The sequence below is a fragment of the Caloramator quimbayensis genome (assembly GCF_900167605.1).
Lineage (GTDB): Bacteria > Bacillota > Clostridia > Clostridiales > Caloramatoraceae > Caloramator_B > Caloramator_B quimbayensis.
Window position 1 is genome coordinate 23490 of sequence record NZ_FUYH01000022.1, and the last position, 20850, is coordinate 44339.

Annotated in this window: 23 protein-coding genes, 3 tRNA genes, 1 other RNA gene and 1 riboswitch; all 27 genes read left to right on the forward strand. The window is 32.7% G+C overall.

Annotation, left to right across the window (positions count from 1 at the left end; translation table 11 throughout):
* Window positions 1–31: 31 nt before the first annotated feature.
* Window positions 32–760, forward strand: coding sequence for an ATP-binding protein (locus B5D15_RS11890; RefSeq protein ID WP_078697346.1), 729 nt, complete (start codon window positions 32–34; stop codon window positions 758–760).
* 257 nt (window positions 761–1017) lie between these two features.
* A tRNA-Arg gene (locus B5D15_RS11895) sits at window positions 1018–1094 on the forward strand.
* 195 nt (window positions 1095–1289) lie between these two features.
* Window positions 1290–1721, forward strand: a complete 432-nt coding sequence (locus B5D15_RS11900; RefSeq protein ID WP_143287298.1) for a hypothetical protein — start codon at window positions 1290–1292, stop codon at window positions 1719–1721.
* A 92-nt stretch (window positions 1722–1813) separates the two neighbouring features.
* Window positions 1814–2263 carry a tRNA adenosine(34) deaminase TadA gene (gene tadA / locus B5D15_RS11905; RefSeq protein ID WP_078697347.1) on the forward strand — a complete coding sequence of 150 codons (450 nt, stop codon included), beginning with the start codon at window positions 1814–1816 and terminating at the stop codon, window positions 2261–2263.
* Between the two features lie 86 nt (window positions 2264–2349).
* A tRNA-Ser gene (locus B5D15_RS11910) sits at window positions 2350–2440 on the forward strand.
* 132 nt (window positions 2441–2572) lie between these two features.
* The gene (locus B5D15_RS11915; protein WP_078697348.1) at window positions 2573–2776 is read left to right on the forward strand and encodes a spore coat associated protein CotJA; all 204 of its coding nucleotides are present in this window, start codon (window positions 2573–2575) and stop codon (window positions 2774–2776) included.
* An 11-nt stretch (window positions 2777–2787) separates the two neighbouring features.
* Entirely contained in the window at window positions 2788–3063 is a 276-nt protein-coding gene (locus B5D15_RS11920) for a spore coat protein CotJB (RefSeq protein ID WP_078697349.1), read from the forward strand.
* Between the two features lie 11 nt (window positions 3064–3074).
* Window positions 3075–3680 carry a manganese catalase family protein gene (locus tag B5D15_RS11925; protein ID WP_078697350.1) on the forward strand — a complete coding sequence of 202 codons (606 nt, stop codon included), beginning with the start codon at window positions 3075–3077 and terminating at the stop codon, window positions 3678–3680.
* A 170-nt stretch (window positions 3681–3850) separates the two neighbouring features.
* Window positions 3851–3944, forward strand: a tRNA-Ser gene (locus B5D15_RS11930).
* 26 nt (window positions 3945–3970) lie between these two features.
* Window positions 3971–4236, forward strand: an RNA gene (gene ffs, locus B5D15_RS11935) — signal recognition particle sRNA large type.
* 122 nt (window positions 4237–4358) lie between these two features.
* Window positions 4359–5984: a DNA polymerase III subunit gamma/tau gene (dnaX, locus tag B5D15_RS11940; RefSeq protein WP_078697351.1), complete on the forward strand. Its 1626-nt coding sequence runs from the start codon at window positions 4359–4361 to the stop codon at window positions 5982–5984.
* Window positions 5985–6054: 70 nt separating this feature from the next.
* On the forward strand, window positions 6055–6390 hold the full coding sequence (locus B5D15_RS11945; protein WP_078697352.1) for a YbaB/EbfC family nucleoid-associated protein: 336 nt from the start codon (window positions 6055–6057) through the stop codon (window positions 6388–6390).
* Between the two features lie 12 nt (window positions 6391–6402).
* Window positions 6403–6999 (forward strand): recombination mediator RecR, encoded by a 597-nt coding sequence (recR, locus tag B5D15_RS11950; protein ID WP_078697353.1) that lies wholly within the window; start codon window positions 6403–6405, stop codon window positions 6997–6999.
* A gap of 1576 nt (window positions 7000–8575) precedes the next feature.
* Window positions 8576–9097, forward strand: coding sequence for an STM3941 family protein (locus tag B5D15_RS11960; protein WP_078697355.1), 522 nt, complete (start codon window positions 8576–8578; stop codon window positions 9095–9097).
* Between the two features lie 72 nt (window positions 9098–9169).
* Complete coding sequence (locus B5D15_RS11965) at window positions 9170–9430, forward strand: TfoX/Sxy family protein (RefSeq protein WP_078697356.1); 261 nt, start codon at window positions 9170–9172, stop codon at window positions 9428–9430.
* Between the two features lie 95 nt (window positions 9431–9525).
* Complete coding sequence (locus tag B5D15_RS11970) at window positions 9526–9969, forward strand: hypothetical protein (protein ID WP_078697357.1); 444 nt, start codon at window positions 9526–9528, stop codon at window positions 9967–9969.
* A 23-nt stretch (window positions 9970–9992) separates the two neighbouring features.
* On the forward strand, window positions 9993–10604 hold the full coding sequence (locus B5D15_RS11975; protein WP_078697358.1) for a DUF6518 family protein: 612 nt from the start codon (window positions 9993–9995) through the stop codon (window positions 10602–10604).
* Window positions 10605–11467: 863 nt separating this feature from the next.
* The gene (locus tag B5D15_RS11980) at window positions 11468–12031 is read left to right on the forward strand and encodes a methyltransferase family protein (protein ID WP_078697359.1); all 564 of its coding nucleotides are present in this window, start codon (window positions 11468–11470) and stop codon (window positions 12029–12031) included.
* Between the two features lie 133 nt (window positions 12032–12164).
* On the forward strand, window positions 12165–12860 hold the full coding sequence (locus tag B5D15_RS11985; RefSeq protein ID WP_078697360.1) for a DinB family protein: 696 nt from the start codon (window positions 12165–12167) through the stop codon (window positions 12858–12860).
* Between the two features lie 156 nt (window positions 12861–13016).
* Window positions 13017–13862, forward strand: coding sequence for an AraC family transcriptional regulator (locus B5D15_RS11990; protein WP_078697361.1), 846 nt, complete (start codon window positions 13017–13019; stop codon window positions 13860–13862).
* Window positions 13863–14279: 417 nt separating this feature from the next.
* Complete coding sequence (locus B5D15_RS11995; RefSeq protein ID WP_179122295.1) at window positions 14280–15209, forward strand: serine/threonine-protein kinase; 930 nt, start codon at window positions 14280–14282, stop codon at window positions 15207–15209.
* 309 nt (window positions 15210–15518) lie between these two features.
* Window positions 15519–16043, forward strand: coding sequence for a GNAT family N-acetyltransferase (locus B5D15_RS12000; RefSeq protein WP_078697363.1), 525 nt, complete (start codon window positions 15519–15521; stop codon window positions 16041–16043).
* Between the two features lie 133 nt (window positions 16044–16176).
* Window positions 16177–17664: an MBOAT family O-acyltransferase gene (locus B5D15_RS12005; protein ID WP_078697364.1), complete on the forward strand. Its 1488-nt coding sequence runs from the start codon at window positions 16177–16179 to the stop codon at window positions 17662–17664.
* A gap of 11 nt (window positions 17665–17675) precedes the next feature.
* Entirely contained in the window at window positions 17676–19109 is a 1434-nt protein-coding gene (locus B5D15_RS12010; RefSeq protein ID WP_078697365.1) for a hypothetical protein, read from the forward strand.
* Between the two features lie 45 nt (window positions 19110–19154).
* Window positions 19155–19213, forward strand: a riboswitch (Fluoride riboswitch).
* Window positions 19214–19577: 364 nt separating this feature from the next.
* The gene (gene crcB, locus B5D15_RS12020; RefSeq protein WP_078697367.1) at window positions 19578–20006 is read left to right on the forward strand and encodes a fluoride efflux transporter CrcB; all 429 of its coding nucleotides are present in this window, start codon (window positions 19578–19580) and stop codon (window positions 20004–20006) included.
* Window positions 20006–20365: a fluoride efflux transporter CrcB gene (gene crcB / locus B5D15_RS12025; RefSeq protein ID WP_078697368.1), complete on the forward strand. Its 360-nt coding sequence runs from the start codon at window positions 20006–20008 to the stop codon at window positions 20363–20365. The genes crcB (B5D15_RS12020) and crcB (B5D15_RS12025) overlap by 1 nt, the downstream gene beginning before the upstream one ends.
* Window positions 20366–20410: 45 nt before the next feature.
* Window positions 20411–20755 (forward strand): DUF190 domain-containing protein, encoded by a 345-nt coding sequence (locus B5D15_RS12030; protein ID WP_078697369.1) that lies wholly within the window; start codon window positions 20411–20413, stop codon window positions 20753–20755.
* Window positions 20756–20850: the final 95 nt, after the last annotated feature.

Below are 20850 nucleotides of genomic sequence, written 5' to 3' on the forward strand. Positions count from 1 at the left end.
CGATTTATATTAATATTGAAGGAGGGTTAATATGGCAAAGAGAAAGATTGTTCATATAGATGAAGAAAAGTGCGATGGCTGCGGTCTTTGCGTGCCAAACTGCGCAGAGGGAGCCATTCAGATTATAGATGGAAAGGCAAGGCTTGTTAGCGATACCTATTGTGATGGGCTTGGAGCTTGCCTTGGACATTGCCCAAAGGATGCAATTAAAATTATTGAAAGAGAAGCAGAGGAGTTTGACGAAGAGGCAGTAAAGGAGTATTTAGGCAAAAAGGATGATGCAAAAAAAGCACATGCACATATGCACCATACAGGGTGCCCTGGAAGCCAGATGAGGCAGATAAACAGGAGTGCTCAGGAACAGTCAGATGTAAAAGTAACATCAAAATTAAGACAGTGGCCTGTACAGCTTGCCCTTGTTCCACCTAACGCACCTTACTTTGAAAATGCGGATCTTTTAATTACTGCAACCTGTGTTCCTTTTGCTTACGGAAACTATCACAACGATTATCTAAAGGACAGGGCTGTTGTAGTAGGGTGTCCAAAGCTTGATGATATAGAATTTTATACTGAAAAGCTTGAGGAGATTATAAGGGTAAACGATTTAGAGAGCATAACAGTTCTAAGAATGCAGGTGCCATGCTGCGGAGGAATTTCAATGGCGGCTAAAACTGCCCGTGACAGATCAGGTGTTAATATACCTATTAAGGTTGTGACAATAGGCATTGAAGGCGAAGTTATTGGTAAAGAATATATATAAAGCATAATATGAATCTGCTTCTATAAGTGATATAAAATGAAGAGTATATTTTATATAAAGAGTGCTAAGCCTATAATACTGATAGGAAAGAATAATGCTTTTCAAGAAAGCTGAAAGTTTATTGAACAGTATTATAGGCTTTAGCAATTTAAAAAGAGTAAAAAATAAACAAAATTAGAATAATCAATTTTAAAATTCCTGCATATAACATTGACAATAGAAAAATTAATTAATATAATAATAAGTGTTCTTAATATGCACCTGTAGCTCAGCAGGATAGAGCAACGGTTTCCTAAACCGTGTGCCGGAGGTTCGAATCCTCTCAGGTGCACCACGAAAGTCCTTGAAGATACTAACTTTCAAGGACTTTTAATTTTTCCTTAAAATAAAAAACAAAATTAAATCATGAAAAGCTTTTTAAATAAAATACAAACAAAAATTCTATTAGGAAATATAAAATAGTTCTATTACTTTGTTATAGTCAAAAAAAGTTTTAGGTATTATAATTAATATTAGCGGAGGTGAAAATATGGACAATGAAAAATTATTTGAATTTATGGAGAAAATGTATGCAGATTTAAAAAGTAGCCAAGAGAAAATGTATGTAGAGCTAAAAAGTAGCCAAGAGAAAATGTATGTTGAAATGCAGCAAGGTTTTAAAGATGTAAATGGAAGAATTGACGGTTTAGAAAAAGAAGTAAAAAAGATTAATTTTACAATGGAAAATGATATTAAGCCTAAAATTTCTGTACTGTTTGAAGGTTATAGCAGCAATAAAGAGGAAACAGAAAGAAAATTAGAGGAAATTATTAAAGAGCAGAGAGAAACAAAGGAAATATTAACTTTATCTATAAAGAGCTTGTCAGAAGATATAAAAAATTTAAACGAAAAGATGGATAAAGTTGAAAAGGTAACTATGAAAAACACCTATGATGTAGAGTATTTAAAATTAGCAAAATAGATAATTAAAAGTATGGACCTATCACCCGTGACTATGGTATGTAGCAGATGCTATGTACTTTTTTTATATAAAAGATATTAAAGGTGGTATTTATGACAAAGGATGAATACTTTATGTACCTTGCAATAAAAGAGGCAGAAAAAGCTCTTGTTTTAGATGAAGTTCCTATAGGTGCTGTTATAGTTAAGGATGATATTGTAATATCGAGGGCTCATAATTTAAGAGAAACATTAAAGGATGCAACAGCCCATGCTGAAATTATTGCAATTAAAGATGCCTGCACAAAGCTTTTGGGGTGGAGGCTTATAGGATGCAGCTTATATGTAACTTTAGAGCCATGCTCAATGTGTGCTGGGGCTATTGTAAATTCGAGAATTGAAAGAGTAGTTTTTGGTGCCTTTGACTATAAAGCAGGAGCCTGCGGCAGCGTATTAAATGTTGCCTTTAATAACAGCCTGAACCATAGAGCGCAAATTACATCAGGAATACTTGAAGAGGAATGCAGGACTCTTTTGCAGGAATTTTTTAAGAAGAAAAGATAATAAAAAATAAGAGCATATAAAATATAACAGATTATGTTTATTGATTTATCATCATCATTTTAGTATAATATTTAAGTGTATCATGTGGAGAGATGTCGGAGTGGTCTATCGTGCACGACTCGAAATCGTGTGTGCGTTAAAAGCGCACCGTGGGTTCAAATCCCACTCTCTCCGCCATATATAAATTAAATATAGTTAAGATTAACAATCCCCTAGAATAAATTTTAGGGGATTGTTTTATTTTATGTAACTTTTTGTATTTTATTTGAATATTATATACTGTATTTAAAAATTATAGGAGTGAAGGATGTGGATCAATTCTATTTCCCATGTATGAATCGAATGTATATGCAAAAGCAAATCTCTATACCCAATGGTATTAAAATTACAATATCGAGGGCATTTGTTCCTGACCAGCCCTATACAAACATGTTCCCTCTTGATGAGGCTTTATTAAAGGGTACTCTGTTTCCTAATCTCTACGTTCCTTATCCTATAAAATCGATGGAATAGGAGGGGATAAAATGGATAACATGTATTTTGGAAATATGTCACGTTCAGATATGATGAAAAGGATTAAAGAACTCGAATTTGCAGTTATTGAATTAAATATTTATCTCGATAATCATCCTATGAATCAGCAGGCTCTGATGGATTTTAATAAATTTACAAAGGAACTTATGGCTTTAAAAGAAAAGTATGAAGAGAAGTATGGCATGCTTACTAATTTTGGATACAGCCAGAGCCAGTATCCATGGACTTGGGTTAATGAGCCATGGCCTTGGGAAAGTGGAGAATAGGGGGGATATGAATGTGGATTTATGAAAAGAAACTGGAGTATCCAGTTCATATAAAAAGCAAAGACCTTAAAATGGCAAAGCTTTTAGTTGCTCAGTATGGAGGACCCGATGGGGAACTTGGAGCAGCAGTAAGATATCTAAATCAGAGATATACAATGCCAACAGGAAAGACTAAGGCTCTTTTAAATGATATTGGCACTGAGGAGCTTGCCCATGTTGAAATAATAGCAACTATGGTTTATCAGATATTGCATAATGCAACTCCTGAAGAATTAAAGCAGGCTGGACTTGGAGGACAATATGTACAGCACGATAATGCTCCGTTCCCAACAGATGTAAATGGTGTTCCGTGGACAGCAGCATATATTGCAACTCTTGGAGACCCTGTTACTGATATTCATGAGGATATGGCAGCAGAGCAGAAGGCAAGGGCAACCTATGAACACCTCATAGCTTTAACTGATGAGGAAGATATAAAAAAGGTATTAAAATTCCTCTGGCAAAGAGAAGTAGTACACTATCAGCGCTTTGGGGAAGCTTTAGTTGATATATATGAATATCTTGACAGCAAGAATGTATTTGACATGTCAATAAAAAAAGAAAAGTCAGCAGAATAATAAAAATAAGGGCTTTAAGTTTTTTTAAAGCCCTTTGCTGCATATCAAGAGAGAATATGAGTGTTTATAGAAAATTATTCTATATGCTGTATTAAATACAATATTGACATAGCGATATAATTTCTTTATAATAGTATAAGTCAAGACACATAAAACACAATAATAAAAGTGGAGAGATGGCTGAGCTGGTCTAAGGCGCACGACTGGAAATCGTGTGTACTCATAAAAAGGGTACCGAGGGTTCGAATCCCTCTCTCTCCGCCATTTTTATTTAAAAAGTTAAGATTTGGCCGTGCTAGATGGGGAGGCAGCGGTGCCCTGTAACCTGCAACCCGCTATAGCAGGATTGAATTCCCTGCTCAGGTTTGCTTATGTGAGGTCTGCCTCGGAAAAGTGGTGTTGAGGATTGGGTCCCGCGCAACGGAAATTCATGAACCCCGTCAGGTCCGGGAGGAAGCAGCGGTAAGTGAACCCTTTCGTGTGCCGTGGGTGTGCCTGGTCGGAGCCAACTGCCCGGGTAACGCTCGGATGAGCAATATCAAAGCAGGGTGCACGGCCTTAAATATAAAAAATATGGTCTGTTTACAGACCTTTTTTTATTACCCTTGAGTAAAAATATTATAATAATTATAATTGTATATAAAAGAAGCTATTTTTAGGCTTTTAAGAGGTGATATTATGTCCTATACAGCGCTTTACAGGGAGCTTAGGCCTAAGATTTTTGAAGATGTTATAGGTCAGGAGAATATAATAAGGACAATAAAAAATCAAGTTATATCAGGAAGGATTCCCCATGCATATCTTTTTTGCGGAACCCATGGGACAGGGAAAACATCAACTGCAAAAATACTTTCAAAGGCGGTTAACTGCCTAAGCCCTAAGGATGGCAATCCATGCAATGAATGTGAAATATGCAGGGAGATAAACTCTGGAACTTTAATAGATGTTGTTGAAATCGATGCAGCTTCAAACAGAAAAGTGGAAAATGCAAGGGATTTAATAGATACTGTACAGTATCCCCCGCAAAGGGCAAAGTATAAAGTATACATAGTAGATGAAGTGCATATGCTTACAACAGAGGCTTTTAATACCCTCTTAAAGACCCTTGAGGAACCCCCTTCCTATGTTATTTTTATTCTTGCAACAACAGATCCTCAAAAGGTTCCTACAACCATTCTTTCAAGATGCCAGAGGTTTGATTTTAAAAGAATAAAGTCTGAAGACATGGTAAAAAGGCTGAGAAAAATTGTTGATGAAAATGGAATACTCGCTGAGGATAGAACTTTAAAGATGATTGCAAGATTTTCTGACGGGGCTATGAGAGATGCCCTTTCAATTCTCGATCAGGCAATGTCGATGTCGCAGGGGAAAATTGAATATAACGATATAATATCCATGCTTGGACTTACATCCAACGAGTTCATATTTTCCCTTACAGATTCAATGATAAAAGGAGACGTAGAGGAATCTATAAAAATTATAGACAACATTCTTTTAGGAGGAAAGGATGTAAATCATTTTATTACTGAACTTACTATGCACTTTAGAAATCTTCTTATGGTGAAAATAAGCAAACGTCCTGAGGAAATTATAGATGTAAGCGAAGAAACTATAAGTCTTATAAAGGAACAGTCGAGAAAGATAAAAAGCGAAGATATAATGAGGGCTATAAATATTCTGTCAGAGGCTGAAAACAATTCTAAATACACATCTTTGCCGAGGATATTTTTAGAAATGGCAGTTATTAAATACTGCAGAGCTGAATTTGATACTTCGCCTGAAACTATTTTAAGCAGAATAAATATGCTTGAAGAAAAATTAAAATCAAAATCAATAACGATAAAGGCTGATGATATAGAAAAAGAAGAGGAAAAACCTAAGAGAGCAAAGCTTAAGGATGAGGCAGCAAAAACTGTCGTAAAAAAAGATGTGCCTGAAACTGCAGGTAAGGTATCGATGGATGAGGTTACTTTGGATGAGGCAAGAGGCGCCTTTCAAGATGTTTTAAATCTTTTAAGAGCAAACAGGAAGATGGTTTTATATGCATACCTTGCCCCAGGAGATGTAATAGATGTAAAGGAAAACAATATTATAATAGGGTTTGATGAAAAGTATGCTTTCAGTAAAAAGAACATAGAAAGTTCAAATGATAATAAAAATACTATTGATGAATATTATTCGAAGGTATTAAACAAATCAGTTAAAGTAGCCCTTAAGATTATTGATAATAAAAGCGATATAGATAAAAGCATAGAACTTGCAAGGGATATTCTTGGAGAAGATATTATTGAAGTAATTGAATAGTAATCTTTGTAATGTTACAATAAGAAGGAAAATGCATATAATAAGGTAAGAAGTTTAAGGAGGTTATAGTATGAAAGGTGGAATGCCTCCTATGGGAGGAAATATGAACAATCTATTAAAGCAGGCTCAAAAGCTTCAAAAGCAGCTTGAGGATATGAGAGTTGAGCTTGAACAAAGGACAGTTGAGGCATCATCAGGCGGCGGTGCTGTTGTTGCAGTTGCTAATGGAAAGAAACAGATTCTTGATATAAAGATTAAGCAGGAAGTTGTTGATCCAGATGATGTTGAAATGCTTCAGGATTTAGTACTTGCTGCTGTTAATGAGGCACTAAACAAAGCTGAAGAAATGATGGCAACGGAGATGGGGAAAATTACAGGGGGATTAAATATTCCGGGCCTCTTTTAAGGAGTGATTTCTTTGAACTTTTATCCGCAACCTATAAGCCGTCTTATAGAGGAGTTTTCAAAGCTTCCTGGAGTTGGCCCGAAAACGGCACAAAGGCTGGCATTTTATGTACTTAATATGGATATGTCAGAGGCTGAAAAGCTTTCAAGTGCGATTATTAATGCAAAAAACAATATAAAGTATTGTTCAGTTTGCGGCAATCTGACTGACGATGACCCTTGTATTATCTGCAGAAATACATCAAGGGACAGCAATCTTATATGCGTGGTTGAGGAACCTAAAGATGTTATTGCTATGGAAAAGACGAGGGAGTATAAGGGACTTTACCATGTGCTTCATGGCGTTATATCCCCCCTTGGAGGAGTAGGCCCTGACGATATTAGAATAAAGGAGCTTTTAGGGAGGATTACTCCTGATATAAAAGAAATAATTATAGCAACAAATCCTAACGTTGAGGGAGAGGCTACTGCTATGTACATCGCAAGGCTTATAAAGCCTCTCGGGGTTAAGGTAACAAGAATAGCCCATGGTATTCCAGTAGGCGCTGATCTTGAATACGCCGATGAGGTTACATTAAGCAAAGCCCTTGAGGGAAGAAGAGAGATATAGGAGAAGGTAGATGTTGTATACCTCAAATAAACTCCTATCATTTTGCAAATTATCGATAGGAAGAAAATAAAGTTCTTACAGAAAACATGGTTTTATTAGGGCAAAGGAAAGCCCAGTAAGCCATGTTTTTTTATGTATTAGTTTTAAGGGATAAGGAATAAGGAGCAAGGCCGAAATTAAGATAAATCAATGGATTAGAAGATTGAATGGAAAAGAAAATGGAATGAAAAATGGACAAAATCCCCCCTTAAACCTTCCCCCTTAAACCTCAATCCTAAAAGCACTTTATTTTCATTTTTTGCCCCAAAAATTGAGGAATGAAAGGACTTTAAGAGACAGGAAACAGGGGAAAGGGTATAAATGGGAAATAAGGGACAAGATAACAAGGCAGTGGTATCAAGGGTTTGAGGGGTGTTGGCGAAAGGAGTTTATTTGAAAAAGGAAAGGAGTTTGTTTGGATTACATATAGTTAGGATTAAGGAAAAAGGGGTAAGGAAAATAGGAAATATTTTAGGCTTAAAATAGGGCTTAATTAGTTGTTTCAAAAATAAAATAAAGTTGTATTATTTAAAGGGATAAGGTATAAAGGAAAGTATTGGGAATATTGGCTTTCATGTATTTTTAGGCTTTAAGGGAAAAGGGAAATAAAGGAATTTTATGAAAGGACATTATTTACTTTTTAGATATAACATAGGGCTTTTTTTCTGTTTCTAAAATTCATATGGGTAAAAATTTTAGAAACAGAAAAGTTCTTTCATGACAGAAAAGTAGTTACAAAAAGAAAATAAAGTCCTTAGATTAAGGTTTTAACCACATTTCTTGATGCAAGAATGGGGATAAAGTATAAAAAATATTAGGGAGATGTGGATAAAAGGGTAAAGGGATAAGGACATTATTTACTTTTTATAAGAACTTGACGTATTTTTTCTGTTTCAGAAATGATGAAGAAGAAATTCTATAAAAAGAAAAGGTATTTTTACGGATGTTAAAGTTCTTTTATTATGAAAATAAAGTTGTGATATTGGAAGGTATAGGGAACAGAAAAAAGTATTGAAAATACGGAGTTTGATAAGGGTTTAAGGTATAAGAGGATTGGTAATTGCAGGGAATCTATGTAAGGACTTTATTTGCGTTTCCTATAGAACATACCCTGTTTTTTCTGTTTCTAAAACTCATGTAGATAAAAATTTAGAAACAAAAAATATTTTTACTAGAAAGGAAAGTCCTGTTAAAATGAAAATAAAGTTATTGTTTGGTACTGGCAAGGTTTTTTGGTATAGGAGCAGATGAACTTTTTATAAAAGAGTTAAATTACAGACATTTCGGAGAAGAGCCCTGGGTTTGAGCATATGGAAACAGTGACAAAGGTGCAAGGTGAAAGGGGCAGCAATATGGATGGAGTAGGAAACAGGTATAGGAAGCAGGTGGTAGAGGAGGTTAAAAGAGTGCTGGAGGATATGAGTTTATAAGAATTGTAATATTTGGATGATTTATTAAAAATACATATGATATAATCTAAAAAACACATTTGTTTGATATTATGAATATGGTTTAATAATTTGGGAGGGATGAATAAATGAATGAGATTATAATTAAACAAAGCAAGGTTAAATCAATAGGCTTTATAATATTAGGAATTGTTATGTTGCTTGCATGCGTCTTTGTTTTAGCATTTGGAACAATTCACAAGAATATAGTTTATATAATAATCGGAATAATAGGAATGGTTTTTTTTGTTCCTTGTGAGATATATTCTGTTAAAAGAGCATTAAATCCAAAACCATTATTGGTGATTACAGAAGATGGTATCACTGATATGTCATCTGCAAGCAGTGTAGGATATATTGCTTGGAATGAAATTGAATCTATTTCTGAAATAAGAATTTTCACACAAAGAGTCATAGCAATTGATGTTTATGATATAGATAAATTATTGCACAGAATTTCTCCCGCAAAGCAAAAAGTAATAAAAGCAAACTTGAAATTAAATTATCCCCCTATTGCGATATCGGTAAATACAGCAGATGTAAATTTTAATGAAGTATTATCTATAATCCAGAGCAAATTAAATGAGCATAATCTTAGGGTCAACAATTAAACAATATTTTTATATTTTGCGTCAAACAGTTGGATATTTGAAGCAAACATTTCAGTAAAGGAGATAGGCGAAATGACTAAATTAAGTGATATGCCAAACATAGGCAAAGAATTGGAAAAGCAATTAAAAAAAGCAGGAGTGGAAACGCCTGGACAGTTAATAGAATTAGGAAGTAAAGAAGCATTTCTGCGTATTAGAAGTATTGATAGCAGTGCTTGCATAAACAGGTTGTATGCCTTGGAAGGTGCCATACAAAATATTAGATGGCATTACTTATCACAGGATATCAAGGATGAATTGAAAGCATTTTATTTATCGTTAAATGTCAAATAATAAAATGCTGGAAGTTTTTTAAGATTTATTGGTTATATATGGTAATATGTGGTTAAATAATTCTCCAATTAGTTTATTAGAAGGGGTAGATAATTTTGCTTTTTAGCAGTGAACAGGCTAACAGGGGCAGGAAAATCGTAAATACAGGTATAATTATTTTAATTTTTCTTTTACTTGCAGATATTGCTATAAGTTTAGTATCTAACGGCATTAAAGGATTAACGGGAAAAACATTTATTAGCGGAATAATTCTATTTAACATATTTTTGTACTGTAAAGGCAACAGGATAGCATTTAAAATAACAATGTTTTTACTTTCAGGAGTTTATATTTTTATCTTTGGTTTACTGCCTGTCTATTTGGTTTTGGGACTGCTGCGCATGCTAAATATTTTAGATGCTTTTGGCGGTGCTTTATATTTGGTTGTCCCAGCCATAATTATTATAGCAGTAAGCATTTTGGTATTTAAAACAGAATTTTATGAGGATGTTTTGGCTTTTAAAAACTACTGCGATAAGATATATAAAACAAGCAAATAAAATAGGGAATAGGGAATGATACCATGTCAAATATCAAGGAAAAAGCAATCCGAATTATATTATTTTTTGTTTTAGGAATCTTTTCTGGATTCCTGGCAAAATACGTTGACACCATACCTTCTAATAGTGCAATTGGCAGTTTGATTAATATAATTAGCAATATAAGTTCAAGAATTGGAATATGGGTGTTTATTGCTGCTATTATTGCTGCACGGAGCAGAACACCCAAAGTGGGAGCAATTCATGTTTTTACCTTTTTTGTGGGAATGCTGCTGGCTTATTACATATATTCAATGAAGTTATTTAACTTCTTTCCCGTATATTATTTTATTCGCTGGGGATTAATTGTCTTAGCATCTCCGCTGGCTGCCTACGCTGTCTGGTTTAGTAGGGGGAGTGGATGGTTTGCAGCACTGTGTGCTGCTCTTCCTATTGGGATGCTGGTTTCAGAAGGGTATAACTTTCTTTATACATTTTCCCCAGTTTCAGGATTTTATTTGATTGCTGCTATCATACTGTTTTGCATTTTACCCAAAAATAAATATCAATATTTAAAGGTATTGATATTTACAATATTAACATCAGTATTACTCAGTAAATTTGATGTGTTGTCCTATATAATTGGCGGATTATAAAAGAAGTATGCAATGTATAAAAATTAATAAGAATAAAGGAAACTTAAAGGAATAAATACTATGATGAATAAGGTTTGCTTGCAGGAATTGTAAAACATTTTCGAAAGAAGTGGTAGACTTTTATACATTGTTAGGGATTGACCCTCAAAAAGAAGGGGAATTTATGGAATTTGAAACTGATGCAGATGAACACTAGATAGAGTATTTCGGGATAATGGGGGCGCTGATATTAGAAATGTTAGAGAATAACCAATTTATAAGGCAAATAGTGTATACCCCAAAAAAACTCGTGTCACGAATAAAAAAGTTGTGTTAAAAGTCATGGTGAAAATAGGGTAGAAAACCTTATTGGAGCCATGATTTTTGTTTTAGGATGAGTAGGGTAAAGGGGTAAGGTATAAGGTTAAAAGTATCGATTTTAAAGGATTAGAAGGGAGTATTGATGAAAGATATTGATTAAAACTTTCCCCTTTTCCCTTGATACTTATCCCTATTTATGACACGACTTTTTTATCTAAAATGAGAGGGAAAATAGGAAGAAAATAGGAGAGGGGAATAAGGAAAATGGGTGATTTTTGACATGACTTTTTTATATGGAAAGAATTAGTGGAATAGGGTTAAGGTGAGAAGGGACAAGGGTTTTAGGAGTGTGGGGGTTTGACATGAATTTTTATGTGTATACATATTTAGGATTAAGTTTTATTCTAAAAAGGGTTAAGAGATAAGAAGGAAAATAAAAAAGTTGTGTCAGAGATAAAAAACTTGTGTTAAAAATAATAAAGTCACATCAAATAGATAATAAAGTTGTGTTAATAAATTTAATGTATAATAGTTATATATGAGGAAGAAAAGGGGCGGTAATTATGCAGGGGTATTTTGCAATAGCAACGATAATCTTACTTATAATAATGGTTTTGTTTCGTGTTTTTCAATTGCGTAAAATGGGTATTAAAGCCATGAAGTTTGGCCAGATGGATAAAAAAGATTTCTTGATTATTCCATTTGCTTTGCTGTTTTTTTATATTGTGTTTTCCAGTGTTTTAAACTTACCCCAATTGGGAGCCGGATTATTTAGCAATGAGGTTGCCCGTTGGTTTGGTGTAGTGTTGTGTATGCTAGGACTAATATTTTTCCTGTTAACTCTGATTTCTTTTAGCAAAAGTTTTCGAGTTGGAATAGATGAAGAACAACCAGGTCCTTTAATAACAACAGGCACTTTTGCAATCAGCCGCAATCCGATTTATACTACTTTTGGATTTGTATTACTTGGGATATTTTTGATTTTTTCAAACTGGATATTATTGCTGCACTTAATTGCAGGCATATGGATTTTTAATCGTCAGGTTCTTCGGGAGGAAGATTCTTTGAAAAAGATTTATGGTGAAGAATATATGGAATACTGTAAAAAAGTCCGTAGGTATCTTTAATAGCAAGCGAAGAATTGTATGAATTAAATTAAATTCATATATTTCTTCAATAGTAGGCTGTTAAAGAGTCATAAAAGTATGAAAATGTGCAACAAAGATTATTTTATATAATCTATGAGTGGGAGGAACAACAGTGAGTATAATATCAGAATGGAATTCAAAACAAAAACATTTGAAAGAAATGATAAGAAAACCCGAAAAGTTTGACGAATCTAAGAAATTATTCATTTTTATGCATGGGTCGGTACATTTTGCAGAAGTAAGCAACGCAAAAGAACCAACGATTATGGATGGGCTTTGTGACGGATTACAGAAAAAAGATTATACTATTATGCCGACAGACAAGGATGTTACTATTGCTTGGAATATTTGGCATATAACAAGAATCGAAGATTTAACTATTAATATTTTAGTAAACCATTCGGAACAAGTGTTAAGTAGTGATTGGCTTACACGGCTAAGAATCGATGTCACTGATACAGGAAATGCAATGACAGATGATGAAATAATGGATTTCAGCAAACGTATTAATATAGAGGAATTGCTAAAATATAGAATTACTGTTGGGATGCAAACGCAAAAAATATTGTCGTGTTTAAAATATGAGGATATGAAACGTAAAATTGAGAGAAAAGATACAGAGAAGATTTTGAATGATGGTGGCGTATTGAACAATCCAGATTCCATTTGGCTACTGGATTTTTGGGGTAAAAAAGATGTAGCAGGCATTATTTTAATGCCAATTACAAGACATCAAATAGTTCATTTAAATGATTGTTTTAATCTGAAACAGAAAATTGATAAGAAAAAAACATTTTACAGAGTATGAGCATAATCTTCAGTTTTATTTAAAGCGCATAATTTATAAAATGCGAAGTAAAGATAATTAATATATTGTCTTTTACAACCCTGCATTTTTAGGCATGGTTTGCAGGGTATACTACAAGTATCTCCTATATAATAATTTACGAAAGGGGGAAATAATGTGGATTGGCTTGATAGATTTAATGCGGCTATAGATTATATTGAGAACAACCTTGATAGTAAAATCGAATATTCTTCGGTTGCTCATACAGCCTGCTGCTCTGAGTATCACTTTTCAAGGATGTTTTCATCTTTAACAGGAATTTCTCTTTCAGAGTATATACGTCGTAGACGCCTTACAAAAGCAGCCTTTGATATTCAAACAAGCAATGAAAAAATCATTGATATTGCATTGAAATATGGTTATGACTCATCTGATGCTTTTACTAGGGCGTTTAAAAAACTACATGGTGTCACGCCTAATGCCGTCAGGGAGAACAGTGTACAGTTAAAAGCCTTTCCTCGAATCTCCTTTCAAATTACAATAAAAGGGGATGTTGAAATGGAATATCGTATTGAGAAAATTGATTTTGAATTGCGTTTTGTTGGAAAAAGACAATGTGTAAAAACTTCTCGTGCATTTAAAGAGATTCCTGCTTTGTGGAGAAAATCCAATAAAGATGGCTTCATGCAAACATTAATTGATATGTCTTGGATAAATCCGAAATGCAAACTTGAGAGCCTTGTAGGTATTTGTGGCAAAGAGGCGTCTATCATGGATGAGGAATTTGACTACTTCATGGGGGTACGATATGACTCCGAAGTACCTAATGGCATGGAGGAACTAATAATTCCACCATGCACATATGCCGTATTTCCTAATGTTGTTGATGCTTGGAAAAGGTTATATTCAGAATGGCTTCCTGCATCAGGCTATGAACTTGCAAACCAACCTTGTATTGAGCATTTTCTAGGACCAGGAAATAAAATTAAACATGAGTTGTGGGTGCCAATCGTTGAAAAGTAAATAGCAAATTAAGAATATATCATCACTCTTTCACATTTTTTATAAAATGCGTTTACATTTTGAAAGGACAAGATTATATGTGAGTATAAAATAAACTCATTCCATTCTATCCCCGCAAACCCGCAAGATTGATTGGCAGAATAAAATTGATGAAAATAAAGATGTTCCGAAAATAGGACGGTTAGTGTGAAAATGTTTCATGTATTCGTTGCGGCTATCGATTAGTCATGGGTTATTAGATAGAATTAAATGGGAAAAATGGAATAGATAATAGGGAATAAAGTTGTTCTATTTTGAGTGGGAGGAATAAGGGGAAAGGGATAAGGAGAGAAAAATAAATCCTTCGTAATCTGTATGATAAGTAGATTGTGAAGGATTAATTAATTTTATTGGATAATATCTTTACCCCTTAAACCTTTGTATAATGTCATTTTTGAGAGGGAAGTTGGAGCGCTAACTAAACTGAGAACCTGTAGTAATATAGTTAGATTAGAGCATTATGATATTTATAATGATAAAAAATATGGAAAATGTGGACGAGTTTTTTTGGAGTATATTGAAGGAGAAACGCTTCAAAAAACTGATGTTATAGAGTTAAGTAATTCCGAAAAATTTCATATTGTTGAACAGTTGATAAATGCAGTCCAGATAGCACACGAAAATAGCATAATACATAGAGATATTAATCCTAAAAATATTATAATTACACGAGACAAGCAAGTTAAATTAATCGACTTTGGTATTAGTAAAATAAAAGATATGGTAAACACAGATACATTGTACCAATTTGCAACTAATAAATATGCCGCTCCAGAGGTTCACAAACATAGTGAAAATGCCACTGAAAAGGGTGATATATATTCATTGGGTGCTGTACTATATTTTATTTTTACTGGTGATGATCCTCCAACGGTAGATGAGTTTGAAACCAAACTAATTAAAACTGGTGGAATTGATATAGAATTGAAAGGCATAATTGAAAAAATGGTAAAGTTATTGCCTGAAGATAGATACAATAATATTTTTGAAGTCAGGAAGGCATTGTTAAAATTATTTACCAGATTTACTAAAGCCAATAGAACATTTATATTTTCTATTGATACAAGTAAGATTGAACATATGAGAAATCTCTCGTTGGTTGCCAATAGTGGAAAATATGAGGACATCATAGAAAATAATATTAATGAAGATTTTTTGGAAGCATACATATTTATAGAAAATGAGGATAAGCCAGAAGAATTATATCGACTCTATGGAATGCACTATTATTTTGAATGTAATTACGATGATAGAAATCAAGTATTTCATGTCGCATTTAATTGCAAAAATAAGCGTAAGAAGAGGTAAAGGCTTGAGAACAAAAGATGATATTTTAAAAATTCTCGATTGGAAGAAGTAGAACAATTTATATAGGCAGAATATATGTATTTCATGGCATGGAGATATATCTGAGTTTAACGGCATGAGGCAATATGCTTTGATGGTATTGAAATATATAGATTGTCTTTTCATGGAGGATATATAAAATAGTATTAAATACTTCACACATTATGATAGAAATGATAACGAGTAATAATCTTGAGAAGGCTATTGAAAGATATATAAGGAAAAAAAGCAAAACATTTCAGATTTATTAGTTAGACAGGAGAGTATATTATGGAAACTATTAATATTAATCTAACGAATGGATATAGTATTAAATCTCTTTGCGCTGATGATTTTAATATCGTTAAGGAACTATGTGAGAAATGTTCCGATTATTATCTTTTAATCGAGGGAGTATTACCGTCTAAAAAAGATGTTGATGAAATATTTATTGATTTACCACCAAATAAAAGTTATGAAGATAAATATGTTTTGGGGATATTTAAATATGATGAGTTGGCAGGTATAGTTGATATTGTAAGAGATTTTCCTGATGCTGGTGAATGGATGCTTGGTTTAATGCTGATAAAGATAGATGAAAGAGGCAACGGCTTAGGAAGAAATGTGCATAGGGCTTTGAGTGAATGGGCATCTAATTTAGGTGCAAAATCTTTTAGAATAGGTGTAGTCATAGATAACCATAAGGCTATGAAATTTTGGTCTAACTTAGGATATAAAAAGATTAAAGAAGTTGATATGGAATTTACAGCAAAGAAACATACAGTAAATGTTATGAGATTACAGCTTGATGAGTAAATTTATTTATGTCTTACGGCAGCTTATTAATTTTACCTTCCATAATTGATTTTAACTAATAATAGATATATAATTTTTTTAGTGTTATAAATAAGTTTTGTAGAATTAATATTGTTTGGGGAGGTATTTTTACTTGCTTTTTAATTCGGTGGATTTTGCAGTTTTTTTCCCTTTTGCAGTTTTTGTATATTTTATTATGCCTAAAAGATTCAGGTGGGTGTGGCTTTTAATTTCAAGCTATATCTTTTATATGAGTTACAGCGTAAAATATACAATATTTTTAGTCATATCTACATTAGTTACATATTTAAGCGGTATTTTAATTGAAAGAGCAGATAATATTAAAGATGAGAGAAAATCAATAAAATTAAAAAAAACATGGGTTTTTTTAAGCTTTGCAATAAATTTAGGAATATTGTTTGTTTTTAAATACAGCAACTTTTTTAATAGTCTTATGCAAAAGCTTTTATCTAATTTTAATATCGCGTTAAATACTCCTAAATTTAACTATCTTCTTCCCCTTGGCATTTCCTTTTATACATTTCAAGCCTTAAGCTATACCGTTGATGTGTATAGAAAGGATGTAAAAGTTCAAAGGAATTTAGCAAAGTATGCTTTGTTCGTATCCTTTTTTCCACAGGTTATAGCAGGTCCTATAGGAAAATCAAAGCACCTTCTTCATCAATTTGATGAAGAGTACTCCTTTGACTATGACAGAATAAAAAACGGGCTGCTTCTTATGCTGTGGGGATTTTTCCAAAAGCTTTTTGTAGCGGACAGATTAGCTATTTTAGTTAATACTGTATATAGCGAGCCTTCTAAATATAAAGGCTTTGAAATAATAATTGCGAATATATTTTTCGCCATTCAGATATATTGCGACTTTTGCGGATATTCTGATATTGCAAGGGGAATTGCGGAAATTTTAGGAATCAGGCTTTATAAAAATTTTGAGAGACCATATTTTTCAAAATCAATAAAGGAATTTTGGAGAAGATGGCATATTTCCCTTAGCACATGGTTCAGGGATTACCTTTATATACCCTTAGGAGGAAAAAGGTGCAGCAAAATAAGAAATTATATAAATATAATGATTGTGTTTTTAGTCAGCGGGCTTTGGCACGGGGCAGCTGTTAACTTTATAATCTGGGGAGCTCTTCATGGGGCTTATTTAATACTTTCAGACATATTTAAACCTATAAAAAAAGGTATTGTTAATAAATTTAATATTAAAACTGATACCTTCAGCTATAAGTTTTTTCAGATTATAATTACTTTTATTTTAGTCGATTTTGCATGGATATTTTTTAAGGCGGATTCCTTTACAAATGCAAAAATAATTATAAAGAATATGAATTATTTTAACCCCTTTGTATTAGTAAATGGGGATATATATAAATTAGGATTAGATTCTAAAGACTTTTTTATTGCCCTGCTTGGAATAGCAGTAATTCTAATTGTCAATATACTGCAGAGAAATAAAAGCCTTCGCCTTGAGATTTCAAAGCAAAATTGTGCATTCAGATGGGTTTTATATTTTGCAGCTATTATAGTTATATTAATCTTTGGAATATATGGACCTGCCTATAGCGCTAAACAGTTTATATATTCTCAGTTTTAGGAGGAAAATAAGTGATAAAAAAAGCCTTTTATAAAGCAACTGCTTTTTCTATAATTTTACTCACTTTTGTATATTTTTTAGGTTCAGTCTTTACAATAAAGACTGACCATGGAGCAAAACTATATCAGGGGCTTTATGCTTCAAAGGAGCAGTACGATGTAGTTTTAATGGGTTCAAGCCACATGAATGGAACTATTAACCCAAACGTTTTGTGGAAAGAATATGGAATTACAAGTTTTAATTATGCTACGGGTGGACAGCCTATAGATGTAACCTATTATCTTTTAAAAGAGGTTCTAAAAAAGCAGAAAAATCCAATAGTAGTTGTAGACTTATATTACTTGGGGCTTATCCGTAATTTTGGGGAAGAAGGATATATCAGATATGTTCTTGATAATATGAGGCCTTCTATAAACAAGTATGAGGCTATTTTAAACTGTACTCCAAGGCCACATTGGATAAGTTATGTTTTTAGGATTATAAAATATCATAGCAGGTGGAAGGAGCTTACGGAGCAGGATTTTTATCCCGACCTTAATAAGACATACTATGCAAAGGGCTTTGATGCGGAACATATAATTTATGGAAAAGATAACACATATAATTCTAAAACCAATGAAGTTTCTAATCTTCCGCCAAAGTCATACAAGTATTTATATAAAATAATAGAGATGTCAAAGAAGGAAGGCTTTAAATTAGTGTTTATTAATGCACCCTATGATTATAACATCACAAACGGGACGATGATTTGGCACGAAAAACCTGCAGAAATGTTTAATATGGTAGATAAGATAGCAAAGGAGAACGGCATTCCTTTTATAAATTACAATAATATATTAGATGAAATAGGATTTGACTTTAAAAATGATATGGCTAATGGAGGTCATGTTAATATATATGGTGCAGATAAGGTTTCTCTTCATTTAGGGAAGTTTTTGAAAGATAACTATGATTTAAAGGATCATAGAGATGATAAAAACTATGAGAATTGGAATAAAGACTATGAATATTATAATCAGGTTAGAGCGGCTATTCAGCTGAGAGGAGAAAAGGATATAAAAAGGTATATAGAGCTTTTAAACAATGAAAACTATGCTTTAATAGTAAGCTGCAGCGATTATAAACCTTTAAATATTGAGGATTCTTTAAAAAGCATAGGGCTCAATTTAAAAGAAAATTATAATTATATAGCAGTATTAAACAATAAAAGCATAGATGAAAAGATTAGCAAAGAAAAAATAGCAAAGGATTTAACCTTAGATAGTGCTGAAATAAAAATCAAAACCTGCAGCGATGATAAGAATATCCCAAGTATAGTGATTGATGACAAAGAATATGCAAATTTATCTAACGGAGTAAATATAGTAGTTTATGATAAACTTCTGAAAAAAGTAGTAGACAGCATATTTTTTGATAATGATATAATGAAAAAGAACAGGATATAGAAGTGCACTTCTTGTAAAATGATATATTATATGATATATTTATATCGTAATTTTGGTGATGGAGTTCGCCATAAATGCTTTAAGCTGATGACTCCTGCAAATAACAACTGGTTATTTGCAGGATTTTTTGTTTTCTTTTGTGCCTATCACCAGAGACGGAGAATAGAGGGAAAAAGTGACAACCAATTGACAAGTACAAGCCAAGGGACGGTTACTTATTTTGCTCAATTACAGGCAAAGGGACGGTTACTTATTTCATACACAATATCTGCAAAATTAGGGGGGCATGAATAAAATATTATTAGTAATTAATATAATAAGTAACCGTCCCTCCTGTTTGACAAGCCTAAAACTTTTTCATATATTCATTGTGGCTATTGATGAGGCATGACTTGTTAACAATTTTTAAAATAAATAGGACAAATATGAGTTATTAAGTTGGGCAAGATAAATTAAGGAGGATGCATTATGAGAAAATATATTTTTATTGCTTTTGGGGGAGCAGTTGGAGCGGTTTTAAGGTTTATAATAAAGAGCATACAAATATATAATTATAATGAAAATGTTCCTTTAAATACCCTTATTATAAATATTGCTGGAAGTTTTCTGCTATCTATGATTTTAACAATTGCCCTTGAAGTTTGGGAATTTGACATAGATTTAAGGCTTGGAATTGCTACAGGATTTTTAGGTGCCTTTACTACATTTTCAACTCTTTGCAAAGAAAGTGTAATATTAATTCAAAAAGGATTTTATTTTTCTGCACTATCCTATGTAACTGTATCGGTTATGCTTGGGCTTTTTTTTGCCTATTTTGGAATAATTCTTGCAAGAGAAGTAATATCAAAGATAGTTAAAGATGAAAGCAATAAAGAGTATGAAGGGAAGATTGAGTGATGGAATATTTACTTCTTGGGGTAGGAGGAGCATTGGGAAGTATAACAAGATATAAACTTGGAAAAATGATAGCTGAGAAACATAGTACCACCTATCCTATAGGAACTTTTATAATAAATATTACAGGCGCATTGCTTTTAGGAATTCTTAGCAGTCTAAACTCGAATAAAAATGTGTATATATTATTAGGAGATGGCTTTTTAGGGGCATATACTACCTTTTCAACCTTTATGTATGAAGGGTTTAATCTTTTTCAGGAAAACGAAAAAATAAATGCTTTTATTTATATACTATCAACCTTGATATTGGGAATTATAGGTTATACAATAGGGTTAAAGATAGGCAGTTTATTTATTTAGAAAGGTTTTAGATTTTAAAAATATTTTAAAATCAGGAGGATAAACATGGATATTAATAAAAAATGTAAACTCCTAAAAATCTACTTAAGCGAAGATACAAAGTATAAAGGTCATAATCTTTATCATGCTCTCGTATTAAAACTCAAAGAGATAGGAATGGCAGGGGTTACAGTAACAAGAGGAATTGAAGGCTATGGTGAGGGCAGGTATCTTCATACAGCAAGGGTTATGGACTTATCCTTAAGCCTTCCTATTATAATTGAGGTTGTTGATAATGTGGAAAACATAGAGAAGGCACTTCCAATAATAAAGGAAATGGTTAATGAAGGACTTGTATTTACTACCGATGTTGAAGTTTTAAAATATGGTAAAAATATAAATAAAGATTAATGTGTTTTGCAATAATTAAATACAAACTTTTGAAAAAAATCTTTGCAACATCCGCATTACCATAATTGTAAATTAATTGTATTTCATTAATGAAT